The sequence below is a fragment of the Mucilaginibacter puniceus genome, assembly GCF_054783175.1.
This window is the reverse complement of sequence record NZ_BAAGRB010000005.1, coordinates 58017-75658: the sequence shown is the minus strand read 5'-3', so window position 1 is coordinate 75658 and position 17642 is coordinate 58017. Positions and strand designations below refer to the sequence as shown.

The 17642-nt window shown below is 40.3% G+C and carries 18 protein-coding genes; 8 read left to right on the top strand and 10 right to left on the bottom strand.

Annotated elements, in window-relative coordinates:
* Positions 1–41: 41 nt before the first annotated feature.
* From ACYVJ6_RS15080 to ACYVJ6_RS15065, 4 genes are all read left to right on the top strand, one after another.
* Complete coding sequence (locus tag ACYVJ6_RS15080; RefSeq protein ID WP_460694921.1) at positions 42–671, top strand: NAD(P)H-dependent oxidoreductase; 630 nt, start codon at positions 42–44, stop codon at positions 669–671.
* Positions 672–844: 173 nt separating this feature from the next.
* Entirely contained in the window at positions 845–1210 is a 366-nt protein-coding gene (locus ACYVJ6_RS15075) for a response regulator (RefSeq protein WP_460694920.1), read from the top strand.
* Between the two features lie 182 nt (positions 1211–1392).
* Positions 1393–2208, top strand: coding sequence for an MBL fold metallo-hydrolase (locus ACYVJ6_RS15070; protein ID WP_460694919.1), 816 nt, complete (start codon positions 1393–1395; stop codon positions 2206–2208).
* 97 nt (positions 2209–2305) lie between these two features.
* A complete protein-coding gene (locus ACYVJ6_RS15065; RefSeq protein WP_460694918.1) occupies positions 2306–4522 on the top strand; it encodes a tetratricopeptide repeat-containing hybrid sensor histidine kinase/response regulator in 2217 nt (738 codons plus the stop codon).
* A 307-nt stretch (positions 4523–4829) separates the two neighbouring features.
* On the opposite strand, the gene ACYVJ6_RS15060 is transcribed toward ACYVJ6_RS15065, so the two are convergent.
* From ACYVJ6_RS15060 to ACYVJ6_RS15015, 10 genes are all read right to left on the bottom strand, one after another.
* Positions 4830–6968, bottom strand: a complete 2139-nt coding sequence (locus tag ACYVJ6_RS15060; protein WP_460694917.1) for a M56 family metallopeptidase — start codon at positions 6966–6968, stop codon at positions 4830–4832.
* Between the two features lie 4 nt (positions 6969–6972).
* Positions 6973–7335, bottom strand: coding sequence for a BlaI/MecI/CopY family transcriptional regulator (locus ACYVJ6_RS15055; protein WP_460694916.1), 363 nt, complete (start codon positions 7333–7335; stop codon positions 6973–6975).
* Between the two features lie 71 nt (positions 7336–7406).
* Positions 7407–8207, bottom strand: a complete 801-nt coding sequence (locus ACYVJ6_RS15050) for a hypothetical protein (RefSeq protein WP_460694915.1) — start codon at positions 8205–8207, stop codon at positions 7407–7409.
* A gap of 113 nt (positions 8208–8320) precedes the next feature.
* Positions 8321–8833, bottom strand: coding sequence for a hypothetical protein (locus tag ACYVJ6_RS15045; RefSeq protein ID WP_460694914.1), 513 nt, complete (start codon positions 8831–8833; stop codon positions 8321–8323).
* A 1-nt stretch (position 8834) separates the two neighbouring features.
* Positions 8835–9182: a phage holin family protein gene (locus tag ACYVJ6_RS15040; RefSeq protein ID WP_460694913.1), complete on the bottom strand. Its 348-nt coding sequence runs from the start codon at positions 9180–9182 to the stop codon at positions 8835–8837.
* A gap of 50 nt (positions 9183–9232) precedes the next feature.
* On the bottom strand, positions 9233–9499 hold the full coding sequence (locus ACYVJ6_RS15035) for a YtxH domain-containing protein (protein WP_460694912.1): 267 nt from the start codon (positions 9497–9499) through the stop codon (positions 9233–9235).
* A 156-nt stretch (positions 9500–9655) separates the two neighbouring features.
* On the bottom strand, positions 9656–10699 hold the full coding sequence (locus ACYVJ6_RS15030; protein WP_460694911.1) for an AI-2E family transporter: 1044 nt from the start codon (positions 10697–10699) through the stop codon (positions 9656–9658).
* A 60-nt stretch (positions 10700–10759) separates the two neighbouring features.
* Positions 10760–10957 (bottom strand): hypothetical protein, encoded by a 198-nt coding sequence (locus ACYVJ6_RS15025; RefSeq protein WP_460694910.1) that lies wholly within the window; start codon positions 10955–10957, stop codon positions 10760–10762.
* Positions 10958–10959: 2 nt separating this feature from the next.
* On the bottom strand, positions 10960–12375 hold the full coding sequence (locus tag ACYVJ6_RS15020; RefSeq protein ID WP_460694909.1) for a sigma-54-dependent transcriptional regulator: 1416 nt from the start codon (positions 12373–12375) through the stop codon (positions 10960–10962).
* A 121-nt stretch (positions 12376–12496) separates the two neighbouring features.
* The gene (locus ACYVJ6_RS15015) at positions 12497–13069 is read right to left on the bottom strand and encodes a hypothetical protein (RefSeq protein WP_460694908.1); all 573 of its coding nucleotides are present in this window, start codon (positions 13067–13069) and stop codon (positions 12497–12499) included.
* 296 nt (positions 13070–13365) lie between these two features.
* On the opposite strand from ACYVJ6_RS15015, the gene ACYVJ6_RS15010 reads away from it, so the two are divergent.
* From ACYVJ6_RS15010 to ACYVJ6_RS14995, 4 genes are all read left to right on the top strand, one after another.
* Positions 13366–14046 (top strand): cupin domain-containing protein, encoded by a 681-nt coding sequence (locus ACYVJ6_RS15010; protein ID WP_460694907.1) that lies wholly within the window; start codon positions 13366–13368, stop codon positions 14044–14046.
* Positions 14047–14459: 413 nt separating this feature from the next.
* Complete coding sequence (locus tag ACYVJ6_RS15005; RefSeq protein ID WP_460694906.1) at positions 14460–14846, top strand: BlaI/MecI/CopY family transcriptional regulator; 387 nt, start codon at positions 14460–14462, stop codon at positions 14844–14846.
* A gap of 16 nt (positions 14847–14862) precedes the next feature.
* On the top strand, positions 14863–16509 hold the full coding sequence (locus ACYVJ6_RS15000) for a M56 family metallopeptidase (RefSeq protein ID WP_460694905.1): 1647 nt from the start codon (positions 14863–14865) through the stop codon (positions 16507–16509).
* 127 nt (positions 16510–16636) lie between these two features.
* A complete protein-coding gene (locus ACYVJ6_RS14995; RefSeq protein ID WP_460694904.1) occupies positions 16637–17608 on the top strand; it encodes a GLPGLI family protein in 972 nt (323 codons plus the stop codon).
* The last annotated feature ends 34 nt before the right edge of the window (positions 17609–17642 follow it).

The following is a 17642-nucleotide window of genomic DNA, read 5'->3' as shown; positions in this document are numbered from 1 at the left end:
AAACATCTAATTTTGATGTTTAAACACATAAAATAAAGGTTATGTCAATCCTACAAAAACTACAATGGCGCGCAGCCATCAAAAGCTTTGATAATACAAAGAAGCTAACCCCAGAACAACTAAACGATTTACTTACCGCGGTGAGGTTATCCCCATCCGGAGCGGGTTTGCAACCCTATAAAATTATTGTGGTTGAGGATGCCGAAATACGCGAAAAATTGCGTGAAGCGGCTCACGGCCAGGCGCAGTTAACGCATTCATCGCAGGTAATTATTTTTGCTGCCGAAACTAATGTGGACACAGCTTTTGTAGCTAAATATATTGACCTGATAGCCCAAACCCGCGAAATAGGTCGCGAGCATTTGGCCGGTTTTGAACAAAGCATAAGTAATATGGTCAGCAATATGACCGAGGAACAAAAGATAACCTGGGCAGCCAAACAAGCCTATATTGCTTTAGGTGTATTGGTAGCTGCCGCTGCCGACCTGGGTATTGACGCATGCCCTATGGAAGGTTTTCAGCCGGGTAAGTTTGATGAGATATTAGGATTGAACAAACTGGGTTTAACATCGGTGGTAATTGCCCCCATAGGTTTCCGCTCGGACGAGGATGTATATAGCAAACAGGCCAAAGTGCGCCGCCCGGCTGAGGAGTTGTTTATATATATTTAAAGCCCCCCTTATTGTCATTTCGAACGAGGTACGAAGAGAGAAACGACAATTTTAAAAGGGTTTAAACCCGCTGTGTTATACGGCGGGCTTTTGTCGTTTTTACGTCTGTTTTTAACCCCCTGAAAATTAGTGGCATACCGTTTGTATTATAACATTAGTTAAAATATAATACAATGTCAAAGAAGATACTGATCGTGGATGATAACGAGTATATGATTGAGATCATGACGTTTATATTAATTAGCAAAGGCTACGAAGTAATTGCACTGCCCAACGGCGATAATGTGTTGAACAGTATATTATTTAATCACCCCGACCTGGTTATACTGGATGCTATTATGCCCGGTATGGATGGCAGGGAGATCTGCAAGTTATTAAAACTAAACAGGTCGACCCGCTGGTTGCCGGTTATTATGTGCTCTGCTGAAGATGATATAGACGAATCGTTAAAACAAAAGGGCGCACCTGATGATGTGCTGCACAAACCATTTGATACCGAAGAGTTGTTGACGAAAGTTGAGATGCAGTTAGCAGCTTAACTTAGCTCTTTCATTAATTTAGCAAATTCTTCCTTTGGGCGGGCCAAATATTGCTCCAGCTTTTCAACACGATTTTCCAGAACACTGTAATCCCGTGCATCACCCTCTTCTGTTACATCGGGCTTTGAAAAAATATCAACACTCGTTGATTTATGTGCTAAAATGCGGTACTTTGTAGCAGGATGTCATTATATATTACCTCATTAAATTCGGGCAGTAACGGTAATTGTTATTACGTTGGTAACCAGCGCGAAGCTGTGCTGGTTGATGTGGGTATATCCTGCCGCGAAACCGAAACGCGGATGAAACGCCTGGGGCTATCCATGCAAAAGGTTAAAGCCATTTTTGTATCGCATGAGCATAGCGATCATATTCGCGGTGTAGCGGTATTGGCCAAAAAATATAAACTCCCTGTATACATTACTCCGGGTACCTTACAAAAAGGCGGATTGTATTTAGAAGATGTATTGGAGTTTTTTCATTGTGAACCCATCGCCATAGGCGACCTGAAAATAACCCCTTTTAAAAAGCTGCATGATGCTGCCGATGCTCATAGCTTTATTATATCCTGCGGCGAAATTAATGTGGGGGTGTTTACTGATATTGGCGCGGTGTGCGATAACCTGGTGCATCATTTTAAATTATGCCACGCGGCTTTTTTAGAGGCCAATTATGATGAAGAAATGCTGGAGACCGGCCGCTATCCCTTTTATTTAAAACGGCGCATACGCGGTGGCTATGGTCACCTGTCAAATGCGCAGGCGCTGGCTTTATTTATGGAACATAAACCCGCGCACATGAGCCATTTGCTGCTGGCGCACCTTTCAAAAGATAATAACTGCCCAAAACTGGTTTATAATTTATTTAATACCCACGCGCGCGGAACGGAAGTGATCGTTGCATCAAGGTTTGAAGAAACGCCCGTTTTTTATATCGCCGACAGGTTAAGTAACAACGTTGCTGCCATTAGCGCAGATATGCAGTACAGTTTATTTTAATGGCGGATATTTTGTTTAAGTAAATTATAAATAATTAATAATGTGTAGGTTATATAATTAAAAATTTATTAATTTAACGGTCAATCGCATTATTGTTATGAAGCTATCTCCTGAGGACACTAAAGATAAGATCACATCACTTTTAGATACAGCTTATGCCTGCAGGACAAACGATTTAAAACGAAGCACCAGGCTTGTTAAGCAAGCGCTGAAGTTAAGCAAGGACATTAACGATATTTCTTTACAGGCTAAAAGCCTTAGCCACCTCTCTCTTTTCTCGATGATATGCGGCGAATATGAGCGATCATTACACATGGCTGCCCAGGCCATAGCCTATTTTGAAGAATTAAACGATGAGCAGGGTATTGCCAATGCCAAATACAATATAGCGGGGGTACACTATAAAACAGATAACTATCACTTAGGTATGGTTAATTTGTTGGATAGCATAACAATTTTTAAAAAGTATGATGACTATCATAACCTGGCCAGGGCACATAAATCATTAGGAACGATATACGAGTATTTTGGCGACGAAAAAAATGCCATTAAAACTTATGAAGATTCTATAGCCGCTGCCGAGAAAGCCGGGGATCTTAACCTTAAATCAAATGCTTATAACACGCTGTCGGGCATCTATCTTAAACAAAAAAACATTGATAAGGCATTTGAGTTGATCAGCGAATCGATAGCTATAAAAACTCAAACAGGGGATGTTCGCGGGCTGGCTTTTGGATTATATGGCAGAGGTAAAGTTTATCTGGCACAAAAACGATATGAAGAAGCAGAAACAGATTTTAAAAAAGCGATAGAAATTCATCTCAAAATGCGGGAAGCTTTGGGTTTAGGTATGGCCTACCATAAACTGGCTGCTCTATATGTGGAGACCATGCGGTTGGAAGAAGCCAAAGTATTACTTAAAACCTGCCTGGACTATAGTACAGAATACCATTTAATAATGGTAAAATTTAAATGCTACCGTCTTTTTTATCAACTCTATAAGCTGGATAATGATCCGGTAAACGCATTAAATTACCTGGAACTATATTTAAAGGAAAAGGAGTCGGTGATCAACAACCAAACCTTAACCGTTATTGAAAACTATGACCTGCTCACCAAAATGGAATCCTTAAAGAAGGAGGCCCAGGTTCAGTTAGAAAAGGCGGAGATCATTGAAAAGAAAAACCACGCGGAGCAGATTGCTGTTGTAAAGCAGGAGTTTTTGTCGACAATGAGCCATGAGATAAGGACACCATTAAATGCGGTAATAACCATAGCGTCATTATTGGGCGACAGGACCGATAAAGGAGAGCAGGAGTTAGTTAATGCCCTTAAATTCGCCTCAAATAATTTGCTGCATATTATAAATGATATACTTGATTTTACCAAGCTGGATGCCGGCAAAGCCGTTTTGGAAACCTGGCCTGTAAAACTTAAATCCTTGCTTGAAAATATAAAAAACACCTACCATAGCCTGGCAAGCGAAAAGGGGTTGCAATTAAATCTGGATATGGATGATGGTTTGGCCGGGTGTTATGAAATAGATGAGACCAAAATATCGCAAATAATAGGTAACCTGGTTACTAATGCCATAAAATTTACACAAACCGGCCACGTGGATATTATTGTTAAAAAAATAACCGGGAATAAACAATACGACGAATTGCTGTTTAAGGTTAGCGATACAGGTATGGGTATAAACAGCGATTATATGGAACATATTTTTGATAGTTTTTCGCAACCCAAATCAATTACCACTAAAAAGCAGGGCGGTTCTGGCCTGGGTTTGGCTATTGTTAAAAAGCTGGTATCATTACACAATAGTACAATAATGGTAGATAGCACCGTGGGAAAAGGGTCATCGTTTTATTTTACGGTTAAACTAAAAAAGGCTGCCGTTGCCGATAAAGTTTCATTAAAATTTACAGATAACCTGGAAGGGAAAACCGTATTGCTTGCCGATGATAATTTGATAAATGCTATGGTAATAACCAAATTGCTCGGCAATTGGAAAATGGCCACACACCATGCCAAAAATGGGCTGGAAGCTGTTGAGATGGCGAAACAGCAAACCTATGATTTTATTTTAATGGATATACATATGCCCGAGATGGATGGCTTTGAAGCTGCCAGGCTTATCGCATCATCTGTAAATCCAAACAATAAGACACCCGTACTTGCTTTAACGGCTGATGTTACGGCCGAATATCAAAATGAACATAGGGCATATTTTAATGGATTTTTACGCAAGCCTATTGAAATAGATAAATTATATAATTCATTGATAAATAATCCTGCGGCGGCGCGTAAATAATAACCTAAAAATATTTTTAATTTAAAGTAAACAATCTGCGCGGAAATTCGTTAAACTAAAAAAGGAGAAGCTACTAACTTCTCCTCTTAATTAACTGATCTTATTATCTCATAAAGAACGAATTGGTTAGTCCGATTTAACAAGTTCTTCAAATATATAAATTCTTATTTATTTAAGGGCAATAAATTGTGTATTTTAAACACTCAGTTATGTGTTTAAACGCCTTTTTTATGGTTTAAACAACAAAAAGGACCGCTTTTCAGGGCGATCCTTATAGGTTATTATGACTAAGGTTTAGGTCGGTATTTTACCGGGTTGTAGTAATAATTAACACACCGTTTTTGGCTTTATCGCCATATTTTTTCAACTCTTTGGCACCGCCTTTTTTGATAACTTCAATTTTATCGGCAGGTATTTTTGAAAATGCCGACTGGCTCATTTCCTTACCATCAACTATTAAAAGTTTACCCGTAAAAATATTAGGCGTGGTTGTAGCAGGGTAATAATAGTCGGTATACGTCTTGGTGTCAACTACCCTGGTTGGGCGGCCCGTAACCGTTATCGCGCTATTCTTATCTTTTTTAGTGTTTATAACTATCACACCATTTTCTGCTTCCTTGCCATAAATACTTGCCGAACCGTCTTTTAAAACATTTACAGACTCTATATCATTCAAATCAAGTTTGTTAAAAGCATCCGGATTGGTGGTTTTTACCCCATCAATAACATACAATGGGTTTCCACCGAAGTTCCTGATCCTGATTTGAGGAGTATCCACCGGTCGCTTAATATTGATCACATTAGGGTTATAAGTAATACCGTATGCCGTTTTAACCCCTCCGCTGTTATTATTTAAAACGTTGCCATCAACATTAACCACACCATCTTTATCGACAGAGATTTTTTTAACGTTTTGCGCATTAATATAATTCAAACCTACAGGGATAGATGATGTCATCTCGACACCGTTTACCTTCACTTTAGTAACTTTTTCCTGGCTTATATCAATAATATTGCCGCCAGGGCCAATAGTTGCCGTGCCTAACTGTTTAAGTTTTTCCATCTCCTCGGCTGTCATTTTATGCGGTATTACAGCCACCCCGTTAACCACGGCGTTTTTTACCGGTTCGTTATTGTAAAAATAGATGTTGCCGTTAGGGGCAATTACATCACCCGAAGTTGTACCCTGAAAGGGTGAGTTTCGTTTGACCGGTGGACCAGACCTCGATGGAATAGCATAACCGGTAACAGTAATCGTTTTAGCTTTTTTGGAAGTATCATTAAATTCTATTGAATCTGCCCTAAAGCTAAAGTTTTGACGATAGGAAGTATCGATAGATGCTTGTATTCTGTATTGGCCCCTAACTGTGGTATCATAAGTCACATTAAACCTATATTTCACAGGTGTTGTTTTTTTTGCAGTATCAGTAAACAGAACGTGCATTGCATCAGGTAGGAAACTCACACCGCGCTTAGCAGCTACCGCTATATTGTCGGTTACCGGTTCTATTTTTTCAATTACGGTGGTAAAAGCTTCGGCAATGGCAGCGTTACTTTTAGTAACCTGTTTTTTAAACTCGGCTTTTGATACACTGAATACTAAAACCAATGCCACAACTGCAGGCACCAACAGCGCATACCGGGTTAAGTTTAGGGTTGATGAGCGTTTGGCATTCATCATCATAATACGTTTTTTAATGGTTGAGGTATTAAAATGGTTAACTATGGCATTATGGCTGCCGTTAAAGGTTACATTCAATAAACTATATTGATAAGCTTTAGGGTCTGAGCCTGATTGCAATATTTTTTGATCGGTAATAAATTCAATATTCTCGCGGATGGCGCGTTTCATCAACCATACACCCGGGTTGAACCAGTAAAATATGGTGCTGATCTCGCCCACTAAAATATCAATGGTATGCCATTCGCTCACGTGTACCTGCTCATGCGCCAGTATGGCTTTAAGCTCCTCGGGCTTATGATTTTCAGGGTTGATGTAAATACTCCTCCAAAATGAAAAAGGATTAACGTCGCCGCTTATTACGCGTATAAAATATTGGTGCAGTTGTGCCGGTTTTGACCTGCGGTGCATTTTGTATAGCGATAATAGCTGCATGGCAAACCTACCGGCTAATATGGCCACCCCGGCCCAAAAAGCCAGTGCCAGCCAAAACCATTTATCGTGCTGTACCTGCTGCACAGCGTTAACAACAGGTGCCTGCCAGTTTACAATAATAATTTGTACGGGCTGGGCAATTTCCTGGTGGCGGTTTAAAATGGCTTCAAAATCAATTAACGGATATAATGTTGCAAACAGGATGGCACTAACCAGGTACACCCGGTTAAGTACATAAAAAGTAAGCGGCCTTAGCACCAGGTAGTATCCCAGGCAAAAAACTATTAAGGCAATATTTACTTTGATGAGGTAAACAAATAAAGCGCTCATATCCTTATTTTTTAGGTTTTTCTATCAGGTTGATTATCTCTTTTAAATCGTTCGCACTTATCTTTTTATCCTTGGCAAAAAACGCTACCAGGTCCTTGTATGAGTTTTGAAAATAATCGCTCACAAAACCATGCATAAAGCGTTTTTTATAATCTTCCTCGGCTATGATGGGCTGATAGCGGTACGAGTTGGCCATTTTTTCGCTTTTTAAAAACCCCTTACGCTGCAGGTTTTTAATAGTTGATGCCAGCGTGGTGTATGGCGGTTTGGGCTCGCTGTGTTGGTCCAAAAAATCTTTAATAAAGCCGGCTTTGCATTGCCAAACGGCTTGCATGGCTTCTTCTTCCTGTGGTGATAATTTTTCCATGATCTTAATTTCAAAAGTTAAATTACGAAATTTTCGTAATAGTTGTTAAATTTTTTTTATTTGTAACGTAATTATTTCTTTGCCAACGTATAAGTTCCTGAAAAATCTGTAGGGCTGGATAGCTCCATCATTGAGGCGCCATTGATCGTTACGTTTGCCATCATCGCTGCCATCTCGGCCGATTGCGCGGCTATTACTTCACCGTTCCTGGTTGCAGTCATTACATTCATCGTCACCCCATTCACCATAATGTTGTATTTAAAATCCGTTGCTTCGCCCAAAATTGGGGTGATATACTTTAAAGGAATAGCCACCTCGCAGGTATAGGCCTTATCCGTACCCAAATAGCCCGATACTTTAATTCCATATTCATTAAAAACAGATATGGTTGGATCAGGTATAGCAGCTATTCCTTTAAGGGTTACCTCCTTTAGATGGGTGTTTAATTCTTTATTTAATTTAGTAGCCAGGCTATCGGTCATTGCTTCCGAGTTGCGAACCGCTTTACTGATATTTGACCTGTTTGTAGCGTCGGTAATTGGCGTGGTGAAGGCTAAGGCTCCGTTTTTACCTGTAATGGTAAGTGATAGGCCAGCGCCTAATATTTTATCCATAGCAACAAAATCAGTTGCGCGTACAACCAGGTATAAATTATTGTTGTTATTGGCCATGGTGTAAAAAATAGCCGTGGTTTTATTAAAGGCTTGCAACTGGTTGCCCCATTCGGTAGCCTTGCCATCAATTTTAACGTTATTGGGTGCGTATATACCTGCCGGTTGCACGTTTGGCAGCTTTTGCGCGTTGGCGGATAATCCACTACACATAGTTAAAGCAAGCAAGTAATAAGGGTGTTTAAAAGGTTTAGTTTTCATACCGATTTACGATTGTTTAGTAAATCTACGAATAATTCGTAATAAAGCAAATAAAATATTTATTGTAACCTAATAATTACGTTAGGGCTTTAAATAAAAAATTAAAAAGAAGATTAAGAACCCTGTACGTAGGCAGGTACCGGGGCGTTTTTAATGCGGCCGCGACTTTTTGAGCCCGGCTTAGGCTTGCTGCCAAAAAGGCCTTTTACTTTATCTAAAATGCCGGTTACGGCAGGGTTGTGGGCCACGTTTTCTTCAAAAGCCGATTTTACTTTATCCCATATACCGCCTACCGCATCTTCATTAATATAGTGCGATGCTTTTTGCGATAACAGGCCAACCAAAGCTTTTACTATAAAGCCCGATTTTTTAAATACGGTTTTATTTAAAGCTACAGGTAAAATAATGCGCGATAATAATCCTATAAAATCCTGGTTAAACAGGCTGGCATTTTTTTCTTCCTTGCTGTCTGCAGATTTGGGGAACAAATTCATTAAGGTTGAAAAAATAGCACCCGGGCTGCTAAAATGCTGCTTAAGTTGGTCAGCTTGTTGTTGCTCCAATCCTTTAAGGCGCGCTATTTCGTCTTTTAGATCTTCGCTATTTTTTATAGGTAAGCCCATCATTTTAATTTAAAAATTTCTCTATCAACCGGTTTGCTATTGTTTTCTCTATCCCCGGTTTTTTAGCATTTAATATTACAGCAATTATCAAATAGATCAATGCGGCACAACCAAAACCTTGCCAAAGCGAATCTAAAACCTCAGACAAAAAAAAGGCTAATGTTAAACTGGCGAATATAAATACCAACAACAGGCTTATAATAACTATCAATTGCGCAACTAAACTTGCAATAATTGATGAGCCACCATCAACCGCCTGGTATTTGGCCAATTTTATACGCGTTTCGGCATATTCTTTTAACTGATCAATAAAAGAAGGTGGTTGCTGCTGTTGTTCTTTTTGTTCTTCCATAATAAATATATTATCCCGGGTAGGGTTAACCTACCCGGGATAGGGTAAATTTATGCGTGTTCCAAATCGTCCTGGTACTCTTCTTCGGCACCGGCTACTTTGGTTTTAATGCTGCCTACTACTTTATCTTTAAGGCCAACCAGGTTATCAATTTCTGTAGCCGCGGTTTCTTTTATCGAGTCGCCTAATTTTTTTAACGATTCTGAAAGCTTATCGCGTGTTTCTTCTCCACTGTCAGGTGCAAATAATATACCTAAAGCTGCTCCTGCTGCTAAGCCTGCCAGCAAGGCTACTACTACTTTTGTGTTATCATTCATATTGGGTAAAATTTAAAAGTTGAACAATTGTTTTTATTTAGATAAATATCTTGCCAAATATACCTAATTGGCGTAATTGGTTGTTTTTAAGTATGGTTTAAATTAACAGTTAATTTTAAAACGTGCATTTGTTTACAAAAGTATGCACTACAAAGGTCAGGTGTCTGTTGTTCCTCTTATTCTGTCCAGCCTGTCGGCCGCCAAACGGTTGGTTTCATATATCTCTACCAGCAATAAAAAGTACGATAGCAGTAAAGGGCCAAACACCAGCCCCAATATGCCAAACATGGGTATACCAATAAATACACCTATTACAGATATCAGCGGATGCGTATTGGCGACACGTTTATTAATGATGAGGCGCATTACATTATCAATGTTGCCAATAAACAAAACCCCATAAGCCAGTAATAATACGCCCTTTAGCGTTTGATCATTAACAAAAAGTATAATACTTGCGGGTATAGTAAGTGTAGGGGCACCAACTATGGGTAAAAAAGATAAAAATACACCAATTACCCCCCAAAAAAGCGGATCGGGTATGCCGGCCAGCCAAAACCCATTGGCCAGCAGGCCCCCCTGCACAACTGCAATAAGCCCTTGCCCCAATACATTTGAATAGGTAGAGGCGCGTAGCTCGGTAGCAAATTTTAACGAGTACTGCTCTCTAAACGGGGCATATTTAAGCAGCGTTGCCTCAAACTCCTTGATCTGTGTAAACATAAAAAACAGCAAAAAATACATCACCACCAGGGTAATAATGATATTGGCCGCGCTGCCTATAATTGACGGAAATAGTTCGGTAGCTAAATTGCCCAGTTTAGCTACGGTATCTTCAAAAAAATGTGGCTGGTTAATGTGCTCGCCGGTAAAGGCGTCAACTTTGGCCTGCCATACCTGTATGGGGAGGCTGCTTAAGTCAATACTGGCAATTTTGCCAATCACCATAAAACTCAATGCCAAAAAGGGCAATACTAATACTACTAATGATATGATAATAATAAGCGTGGCTACAGCGCTTTTATTCCAGTGTTTTTTATCAACCAGGTGCAGGTACAGCGGCCTGAAAATGGTGTAAAGCACAATTGCCCCTAAAATGGAACTAAACATGCCGCTTAGCGCATACATTAAAAAGCACCCCAGTATAATTATACTGATGAGTATGATGTTATTGCGCTGGTTATAGGAAAAAATAGACATAGGTGCTTAAATATAACTATTAAAGCAAACAAAGTATAAAAAGTTTTAATGGAAAGCGGGTTATACCGTTTCTTTTAGCAGATCATTAATGGTAAATGCGCTTTTTTCCATCATGTCCAAATACATTTTACAATCATCCGAGCCATCAGCAAGTTCATGCCTTAATTCGCCAATGATGAGTGTAATATTTGAAAGCTGGTTTTTGATATCATGCCTCAATTTGCTCATGGCCGCGGCATCCATCACTTTGTCGCTCATAATTATTTAAGGTTGATGGCTTTCATTTTATTATAAAGCGTTTTACGGTCAATGTTTAATATCTCGGCGGCTTTGGTTTTATTATAGCTAACCTCTTTTAATACCCTTAAAATAGTATCGTACTCGGCTTCTAAAGCCACATTTTTAAGGTCGTTACGCGGCCCCTCTTTTACTTCGGCAACATCTTGCGCCATTGTTGGTGCCGTAAAAGGCATGGACTCATAAGCGTTTTTGTAGTTTGATATCTCTAACGGAAGCGCCTTAAGGGTTATCTGGTCGCCCTCGGTAATTAAGGCGGCGCGCCTTACAATATTTTTTAATTCGCGAATGTTTCCCTGCCAGCGATAGTTTAAAAAGCATTCAAGCACTTCTGACGAAAATGAACATACATTGCGGCTCAGCTCTTCATTGGCCATTTTTAAAAAATGTTCGGCCAGTAAAACAATGTCGTTACCACGCTCGCGCAAAGGTGGCATATAAATGGTAAACTCATTAAACCTATGGTAAAGGTCTTCGCGGAAACGGCCCTTTTGTATGGCATCCTGCAGGTTTTCATTAGTGGCAATTATAATGCGCACATCCAGGTCAATCTCTTTAGTGCTGCCTATCCTTTTTACTTTGCGCTCCTGTACGGTGCGTAACAGGGCGGCTTGTATTTCATAAGATAAATTACCTACCTCATCTAAAAACAAAGTGCCACCATTGGCCATTTCAAAATGGCCTATCTTGGTAGTAAACGCGCCGGTGAACGAGCCTTTTTCGTGACCAAAAAATTCGCTTGCTGCCAACTCTTTGGTTAGCGAACCGCAATCCATAGCTACAAATGGCTGATTATGGCGCTGACTGTTTAAATGGATGCTTTTAGCAGCCTCTTCTTTACCGGTGCCACTTTCGCCTAATATAATAACGCTGTAATTGGTAGGTGCTATCAGGTCTATCTGCCTGAAAAGCTCTTTTGATGCCTTGCTGTTACCAACAACTATACCCGCCAAAGCCTGTTTACGATTGGGTTTTGCAGGCTTGGCCTCCTGTTCCTGGTCGTCATCAACCATCGCTTGACGGGTTTCAAGGGCTTTGGTTATGGTATTTAATATCTCGTCGGGGTAAAGGGGTTTTGATATATAATCATAGGCGCCCATTTTTATGAGCTCAACAGCCATTTTTATATCCGAATAGCCGGTAATAATAATAACGCCTGTATGCGGGTAATGCTTTTTTACTTTTTTTAGTATTTCGCGGCCATCAGTATCCTCCAGCCTAAAATCACATAGTACCAGGTCAAAAGGCTCTCTACTCAGGTATTCCAGGCCACTTGCGCCGCTGGTGGCGGTACTCACCTCAAAGCCATTGCGTGTTAAAAATTTGGAAAGCAATATCCCAACATTAACTTCATCATCTATGATGAGTATTTTTTTCATAGCGGCGTTTACAGTAATAGGTAAAATGTAATTAAGCCGAATTTACAAAAAAAATGTAAAAAGTATAATTTTATGAATCGCAGGGCACAACTAAAAGTTTTGCGCTATGCGTAACAGCACCCTATAAATTAAACGCGTAAGCTATGTGAGCGCCCCAAAAACCATAGTTTGCCTTGTCATTATAAAAGGTTGATACCGCCTCGTACCGAATGCCTGCATCAATATAAGTACGGTTTTTTAGGAAGAATAACATACCTACATGGGGCGAAAAAGTAAAGGCATTGCTTTTATGTGCGTATACTGCCGCTTTATTTAACAATAGGGTTTGGCCCACTTCGCCCGCGAAATAAAAGTGCCTGATAGCGAAAAGCTTAATACCTATTTTTAGTGGTAAGGTTTGCATATTGGCCGCTTTTACATTTAATATGCCGCCCGGCGTGGTCGAAAAATCGGGCGATGCAAAAAGGGTGTTGTATCCCGCCGAACCGGTAACATATAGCGTTGGGGTTAGCGGATAATCTACCTGTAAAAAGGCGCCCGCGTTATAGGTATACATTTTGTCTAAACTAATGGGTAAACCGGCAGTTAGGCCAATGTTGATGCGGGTAGTATCGGGCACGGGTTGCGCAAATACTGCTGTAGAAAAAACCGCGAAAAATACTAAGGCAGATAATTTATTAAATAGAACTTTCATGTTGTACGTTTAGATTATGCTGTAACGTATAAATACATGCACAGCGTATAGCATTGCTTATAATTTTGTAAAGTTAATACTTTGTTTGTGTTTTGACCGCAAAAACTTTGGTGATAAGCGGATAGCGTTTGGCGTTATCAATCGATGTAAACCAACCCAAGTGATGTACTTTCATTAGCTTCACTTTACAATCTAACAACTATATTACATTTTAGGAGTAAGGGGGATAGGCTTAGTTTCAATTAAGATTTATATCTTAGATAAGCTAATTATAATTCTACTTTAAAATTTAATTCATGAACAAGAAAAAAAACTTTCAACCCATCGCCTTGGCGATAGGACTCTTATTTAACAGTGCAGTTCTTATGGCCCAGGCGCCCCAGTCGTCCCCGGCTTCGGCTTCGCCCCAGGCTGCCCAGACTTATCCCGGGCCGTTTGACCGTGATGGCGCAAACAAAGTGCTTGAGAACGATCGCGTTATCGTTTGGGAAGTTTCCTGGCTGCCAAAGGCCTATCCCACACACCAACATCAGTACGACTATGCCGGCGTTTATTACACCAACGGCGACCGCGTAGTGGTGTCTCCGCAGGGCCAGCGTTCGCCAACCCACAGCACCGCCTGGGATACTTTCTTCTACCGCAGGGGCGTTACCCACAGCGAAGAAGGGGTAGGCACGGATGTGCTGCGGGCTGTGTTTTTGGAGCTTAAAGAACCTGCGGCGCAGGGTGGCGCAACTACCGCTTCCACAGGGCTAGGCAAGGAAGTAGGCCGCCCAAACAACCGCCTGATCACTTGGGCGGACATTGCCGAGCCGGGTACTCAGCTACAGGCACAGGCGCGCAAGTATGAAAATGATGCTGTGGTCGTAGCCTTCACAGGCCAGAAACCAAAGATCACGTTCGTTAAGCGTGGCACCGCGAGTCAAGGGAAGGAAACCGCCGGCGCAGACCGGGCGTATACTTTCGAGTTGAAGTAAAAAACCTCATTATCCGTAGAGTTCCGCAGGGGGCTCTACGGATTTCCTACTCTTTCCCGCGTTGCATTCTTGCACTAGCTTGGGGGTGTGTTAACCAAGCGACGGACCAATCACTACCACCGCGCGACAAGACTAACCTCTAATCACTAATCACCGATCTCTAAAACAGGGCGTTCCCTATGGGCCGGGCTATCCGCTCATACGCCTGCAGGCCTTAGGCGCAAGATGGCTCCCCACAGCTGTGGGGACTCCTATCCCTAACGCAATTATTCCACAAGCGGGACGCTTGCGGTAGCGGGGGGAGGTACCCTTCCCGACCTTATATAATATTTATATATCTTAAAATTGTTACAAAGTAATATTTTGAAACGTACGTTTTTAATACATACCTTTAGTTTGTAAAATTTAATACAATGGAAAATAAAGATATCATACCTACTAAAACCGAAATGGACGTGTTGCAAATTTTGTGGGAGCATGGCCCGTCAACTGTACGATTTGTTCATGACAAATTGAACGAGCAAAAAGAGGCGGTTATATATACGTCAACATTAAAGCTCATGCAGGTAATGAAAGAGAAAGGCATGCTGGACAGGGACGAAACTAAAATGAAACATGTTTACAGCCCTTTATTAAAAGAGGATAACGTGAAAGGAAATTTATTGGGCCGTTTTATGGATTCAATGTTCAACGGATCTGCGAGCAATTTAATGGTTGCCCTACTTGGCAATGGTAAAACATCTGATGAAGAATTGAAGAAGATGAAGGAGTTACTTCAAAAAATGGAAAAAGGTAAATAATAGTAGAACTATAGTTATGGGCATATCAAGAGAATTATCAGATACCCTAATAGGGTCATTTAGCTGGACGCTTGTACATTCGTTATGGCAGGGGGCAATAGTTGCAATTGTTGCCGGCTTAGTCCTAGTAGCCACTAAAAAAACAAGTGCCGCTATCAGGTATAACCTGATACTATTCTTGTTTGCGATATTCCTATTAACCACTATCAGCACATTTATTTATGAATTTAATGCAAGTTCAGGCTCTGAAGTTACGGGGAAAGCAACTATTTCATATCTATCTGCAACGACGTATTCACCCAATTTACAGGTAACATTACCGCCTCATAGTACTAATACCTTGTTGAATACAGTCAATAATTTCATCTCACAGAACTCACTTTTTATTCTGATACTTTGGTTGCTGTTTTTTACTATCAAGTCGATATCAATAGCAGGCAATATACTGTATATGCACAGGGCAAAACATCATCGCGTCTTTGAACCGTCGGATCTTTGGAAAGAAAAAATGACTTCGCTTTGTGAAAAATTACTACTTAAAAAAGCCGTATTGCTGCTTGAATCGGGATATTTAAAAGTTCCTGTTGTAATAGGCTATTTTAAGCCGGTTATATTAATACCTGTAGGTTTACTTGCCCGTATACCTGCCGAACAGGTAGAGGCTGTTTTATTACATGAATTGGCCCATATTAAACGCAGTGATTACGCGGTTAACTTTATACAAAGCATTGCCGAAGCAGTATTTTTCTTTAATCCGGGTTTACTTTGGATATCATCACTATTAAAGGAAGAAAGAGAAAATTGCTGTGATGATATAGCTATTGCACAAACCAATAATAAAGAAGAATTTGTACAGGCACTTATCAGCTTTAAAGATCATTCTCTTTCAACGCCGGTATACACAGTTGCATTTTCGGGACAAAAAAGCACCTTGCTTAACCGGATAATGCGTATTGTTTACCAGGAAAACAAAACCCTTAGCATTAAAGAAAATGGAATATTTATAGTAGGCATTGTTCTATTATCATTAATGGCGTTTGCTATTTACCCGATGAAGAATGCAGAGTTTATAAAACCTGTCTTTTCAAATAAACGGACACATACCGAGAAGCCTTTGCCGGCAATAATAACTAGTATGGAAAAACCTGCTGATAATGACGTTTTTGCAAACAGTAATTTAGCTTCCCAAACAGTTGTATTAAAAAATGCAATAAACACAAATGCTGTTACAAATAACCCCGCCGATACAACAAATAATGGCATAGCGGTAAATAGAAAATACGAAGTATACCCCATGCAGGACCGTATTGTAAAAGCTAAGCTTATTGATGATAAATTTTATTCGCGAATTAGCCTTGACGGTGATAATGACATGGTACAGGTAACTACCACTGGCTTAAAAATGATGGTCACGCTAAAGCATAACGCTAAAGTAGCTGTCATTATTAACGGTGCACTGCATGACGAAAGCGAAGTAACCGGTTTTACACGATCACAAATTGATTCATATCCCGGAATGTTAAATAGCGTAAGTGGCAATACTGTAGCTTATGCACAAAAGCGATACCCGGATCTTGATCTGTCAAAATATGATACCTGTGTTTTATTGGGGGTCGATGGAAATTTATCAGCAGCAATCAAGACAAAAGCAAATTCTCCCTAGTAATAAAAAGGATCGCCTGCCGGTCCGCTAATTAACCGAAACTCTTAATGATCTTAACCTTTTAACAGCTATCCAACTGCTGCAGTGGATAGTATTACCTAAACTTTAACCTTTAAATCAAACAATTATGAAAACTATTTTAATTATTTATGGCGCGATTATGCTTAGCATAGTAGCGTACGCGCAACAAACAGACAAAGGACTTGTAAAAGTTCAATACAACTTTATACACGTAAATGACTTAAGCAAACCGGACAAACCTTACATCGAAAATATGATACTTATTTCCGGTAAAAATGCTTCACTGTATCTAAGCTACGATATAATGGACTGGGCTATAAACTATGATATGCAAAGCCAGGAAATGCGAAAAAAGGGTCTTACCCAAGAACAGATCAATGAACAGCAAGGTCCAAATAAGAAATTTTTAACAACGGAGTACTACTATTTTTTTAGAGAAAACAAATTTTATAGCAAGGAAAGTATTTGCATGAACGGCTGCATGGTGGAGGATGTGATTGAAAGGCCTGATTGGAAAATTACTAAGGACACGCTTAGTTTTTCGGGCATACATGCCCAAAAAGCAACTGCGAAATTTAAAGGTAGAAACTGGACGGCCTGGTTTGCACCGGAACTTCCGTTTGAGAGTGGACCATGGAAGCTAAACGGCTTACCGGGCCTTATCCTTGAGGCTTACGATGATAAAAAGGAGGTGCAGTTTAAGTTTTTGGGGGTAGAAAATATTAAACCCGGTAGCCTTGCAACAGAGAGTGCCTATAAAGTCTCGCCGCAAGATTTAGCAAAGTTTAAACTGTGGTTTCCTTATTTGGATATTACCCAAATTGAGCTGCAAAAAGGACGTAGCAAGACGATGAGCAAAAAGGAATTTGACAAATTAAAAGAAGCTTATGATGACGATCCGTCTGGATTTACACGTGCGCAGTTTGCAGGTGCGGGAATATCCGGGGATGTTGCGAATGCCATAATGAGTGGTGGACAGGGCGGTACTGTACGTAGCGATATTCAAGGGCAAACAGGTATAAAGAGGCCACCTACAACGGCTAAAAAAACGAATACCAATCCTATCGAGCTGCCTTAAACAGTAATCATTGATATACATGATAATCATACTT